Annotated in this window: 2 protein-coding genes; both read right to left on the bottom strand. The window is 72.6% G+C overall.

Translation table 11 applies throughout. The features are described from left to right. Window positions 1-163 precede the first annotated feature (163 nt). A complete protein-coding gene (locus tag ACFV2S_RS20210; protein WP_385560644.1) occupies window positions 164-973 on the bottom strand; it encodes an SDR family NAD(P)-dependent oxidoreductase in 810 nt (269 codons plus the stop codon). A gap of 261 nt (window positions 974-1,234) precedes the next feature. Continuing rightward, window positions 1,235-3,388 (bottom strand): potassium-transporting ATPase subunit KdpB, encoded by a 2,154-nt coding sequence (kdpB, locus tag ACFV2S_RS20215; protein WP_385560647.1) that lies wholly within the window; start codon window positions 3,386-3,388, stop codon window positions 1,235-1,237. Window positions 3,389-4,056: the final 668 nt, after the last annotated feature.

Here is a 4,056-nt window from a genome sequence, read left to right on the forward strand (position 1 = left end):
TCGGGCCCGGGGGGGGGGGGGGGGCGGGGGCGGGCGCCCCCGGCGGGGGCCCCCCCCCCCCGGGGGGTTCAGCGGGCGCCGGCCCTTCGGCCGTGGTTCGCCTTCTTCCTGCGGCGGTGCTTCTTCTTGCGGGCGCGCTGGGACATGAGTGGTGCGGGTCCTTTCAGGCGCTCTGGCCGACGAGCAGGTCGGCGAGCTTGGTGAGGCGCTTGACGGTGCGGGCCTCGGAGGCGGCGGGCGCCGGGGCGACGCGGTGTTCGCGGTCGTAGTAGGCGCCGTTGACGATCTCGACGGCCGGGTCGCAGAGCCGTACGACGTGGGCGGCGCCCTCGGCCGGCGACACGCCCTCGTGGGCGTAGAGGGGGAGGAGGCTCGTGGTGCAGATGCCGGGGTGGACGGAGACGGCGGTGACGCGCGGGTCGGCGGCGAAGACGGTCAGGGCGAGCTGTGACTGGGCGTAGGCGGCGAGGCGCGAGTAGCGGCGCACCCGGTGGGGGTCGTTCCACTGGATGGAGCCGGTGCGGTGCAGGGAGGAGGAGACGTTCACGACCCGGCCGCCCGTGCCGCCGGTGAGCGCGGGCTCCAGGAGGTGGGTCAGGAGGTAGTGGGCGAGGAAGTTGACCTGGAACGCGATCTCGTTGCCGTCGGCCGTCACGGTGTGCCGCTCGGGCGCCGCCATGCCGGCGTTGTTGACGAGGACGTCGAGGCGCGGGTGCTCGGCCAGGACCCGGGTCGCGAGGTGCTCGACCTCCTCCAGGCGGGTGAAGTCCGCGCCGACCGCGCAGAGTCGGTGGGCGTCGACCCCGGCGAGGCTGACGAGCCGGTCGGTGGCGGCGAGCGCCTCCTCGGCGGTGCGGCCGTGGACGAGCACCGTGTTGCCGCGCCCGGCGAGGAGCCGCGCGGTCTGGTAGCCGATGCCGGAGGTGGCTCCGGTCACCAGGACGGTACGGGAGGAAAGGTCGGATACGGACATGGCTGGTCAGTCCCTCAGGGATGAAAGGTGTGTACGGGTACGGAGAAGGGGCGCCGGACAGGAGATGTCGCGACGCCCCGGTCGATGCGGAGGTACGTCAGCGCGGGGCGGACGTCTCCGGACAGCGGGGCTCACGACGGGGCGCCCGATGGGGCGGCCGGTCGAGCAGGAGCCAGGCGCTGTTCATGCTGCCCATCCAACCTTCGGCCGATGCCCGGGGCAAGGCAGGCGTCGTTTCCCTGATGGCCTCCTGACGAGGATTCACCCCAGTCCGGGAACGGTGGAGACCAGGAGGTCGATGACCTTGATCCCGAGGAAGGGCAGCACGAGTCCCCCGAGGCCGTACACCAGGAGGTTGCGGCGCAGCAGGTCGTGCGCGGAGGCGGGCCGGTAGCGGACCCCGCGCAGCGCCAGGGGGATCAGGGCCACGATGATCAGGGCGTTGAAGATGATGGCCGAGGTGATGGCCGAGGTCGGGCTGTGCAGCCCCATGACGTTCAGTGCTTCCAGGCCCGGATGGGCGCCGGTGAACATGGCCGGGATGATCGCGAAGTACTTCGCGACGTCGTTCGTGATCGAGAAGGTCGTCAACGCGCCTCGGGTGATGAGGAGTTGTTTGCCGATCTCGACGATCTCGATGAGCTTGGTCGGGTTGGAGTCGAGGTCGACCATGTTGCCGGCCTCCTTCGCGGCCGACGTGCCCGTGTTCATCGCGACGCCGACGTCGGCCTGTGCGAGCGCGGGGGCGTCGTTCGTGCCGTCGCCGGTCATGGCGACCAGCTTCCCGCCTTCCTGCTCCTTCATGATGAGGGCGAGCTTGTCCTCGGGGGTGGCTTCCGCGAGGTAGTCGTCGACGCCGGCCTCGTTCGCGATGGCCCGCGCGGTCAGCGGGTTGTCGCCGGTGATCATGACCGTACGGATGCCCATGCGGCGCAGCTCCGCGAACCGCTCCTTGATGCCGTCCTTCACCACGTCCTTGAGATGGACGATGCCGAGGACGCGGGGGCCGTCCCAGTCGTTGACGGCCACCAGGAGGGGAGTGCCGCCGGCGCCCGAGATCTGGTCGCTCCAGGCGCGTGCCTCGCCCGGCACCGTACCGCCGTACATCTCGGCCCACGCGATCACCTGCGCCGTCGCCCCCTTGCGGATGTGGCAGGCGGCGCCGTTGTCCCAGCGCAGGTCGATGCCGCTCATCCGGCTCTGGGCGCTGAACTCGACGAACCGTGCGTTCGCGAGCTCACCCTCGGCCGGGGCGCGCAGCCCGTACCGCTCCTTCGCGAGCACCACCACCGACCGGCCCTCGGGCGTCTCGTCGGCGAGCGAGGCCAGCTGCGCGGCGTTGGCGAGCTGGGCCTCGTCGATCCCCGGCAGGGGGATGAAGTCGGCCGCCTCCCGGTTGCCGAGGGTGATGGTGCCGGTCTTGTCGAGGAGGAGGGTGTTGATGTCGCCCGCGGCCTCGACGGCGCGTCCCGACATGGCGAGGACGTTGCGCTGCACGAGCCGGTCCATGCCGGCGATGCCGATCGCGGAGAGCAGGGCGCCGATGGTCGTCGGGATGAGGGTCACGAGCAGGGCGACGAGGACGGCGGTGGAGGGGGCGGCGCCGGCGTAGGTGGCCATGGGCTGGATCGCGACGACCACGAGGACGAAGACGACGGTGAGCGCCGCGAGCAGGATGTTCAGCGCGATCTCGTTCGGTGTCTTCTGCCGGGACGCGCCCTCGACCAGGGCGATCATCCGGTCCATGAAGGAGTGACCGGGGCGGGAGGTGACCCGTACGACGATCCTGTCGGACAGCACCGTCGTACCGCCCGTCACTCCCGTCCGGTCACCGCCCGACTCGCGGATGACCGGCGCGGACTCGCCGGTGACGGCCGACTCGTCGACCGCCGCGACCCCGTCGACGACGTCACCGTCGGCCGGGATCAGCTCGCCCGCCTCGACGAGCACGAAGTCGAACAGCCGGAGGTCGGTGGCCGCGACGGCCTCCGTCTCCGCCCGGTCGAGGTCCGTGCCGTACCGCCAGTGCTTCAGCCGCAGTGCCACCGTGTCCGTACGCGCCTTGCGCAGCGACTCGGCCTGCGCCTTGCCGCGGCCCTCCGCCACGGCCTCGGCGAGGTTCGCGAAGATCACCGTCAGCCACAGCCAGACGCTGATCACCCAGGTGAACACGGACGGGTTGAAGACCGCCGACAGCGTCGTGAGCACCGAACCGACCCCGACGACGAACAGCACCGGATTGCGCACCAGGGCCCGTGGATGCAGCTTGCGCACGGCTTCGGGGAAGCACTTCACGAGCTGTACGGGGTCGAGCAGCCCGCCCTGCGCCGAGCGCCGCCGCTTCGGAGCGGGGGCCGGGAAGCGGGGCGGCGTCGGGGGAGCGGAGGGCGCCTGCTGGGGCGCGCGGGAATGCATCGCGGAAGACCTTCTGGATGAGCCCGGCCCCGCCCGATCGGCGCCGGCCGGGAGAGCACGGCAGGGCCGTCCTCGTCCGCGCCCCGTGGACGCAAGGGGGCTCCCCCGGCGACCACGGGACGGCTGCGGACGGACAGCGACGCTCGTGGTGCGGGGGCACGGCAGCCGGATGGGAGGGTCAGCCGTGCCCCCGCGGTCCGGGGACGATCAGGCCACTGACGTCCGCGGCCCGGTGAGCGACCGAGAAGAAAACTAGGCCCACGGCGAGCCGGAGACGCCACCGGATCGCCCGAATTGACGTCCCTCTGACGGGCGTTGGCCCCAGCCGTCAAGGGCCCGTCAAAGAGGACCGCCGGACCGTCAGGGCCACGTCAATGCGGTCGGGCGGTGGCCGAATCGGACCACAGACTCCTCGGCACGGGGGATCGGACAACCGTCCGAGGCGTGAGGGTGGGAGGGATGCGTGGCCACCGCAACCGGTAGTGCGCACGGTCCGGACACGACGGCCCGGACCGCCACTCCCACACCCACGGGGGTTGTACGACCGGTGGGCCGTTGCCGGGGGCGCCCCCCCGGGGGGGGGCGGCCCCCCCCCCCCCCCCCCCCCCCGCCCCGGGGCCCCCCCCCGCCCGCCCCCCCCCCCGCCCCCCGCGCGCGCGCCGCCCCCC

The sequence above is a fragment of the Streptomyces sp. NPDC059695 genome (genome assembly GCF_042733785.1).
GTDB lineage: Bacteria > Actinomycetota > Actinomycetes > Streptomycetales > Streptomycetaceae > Streptomyces.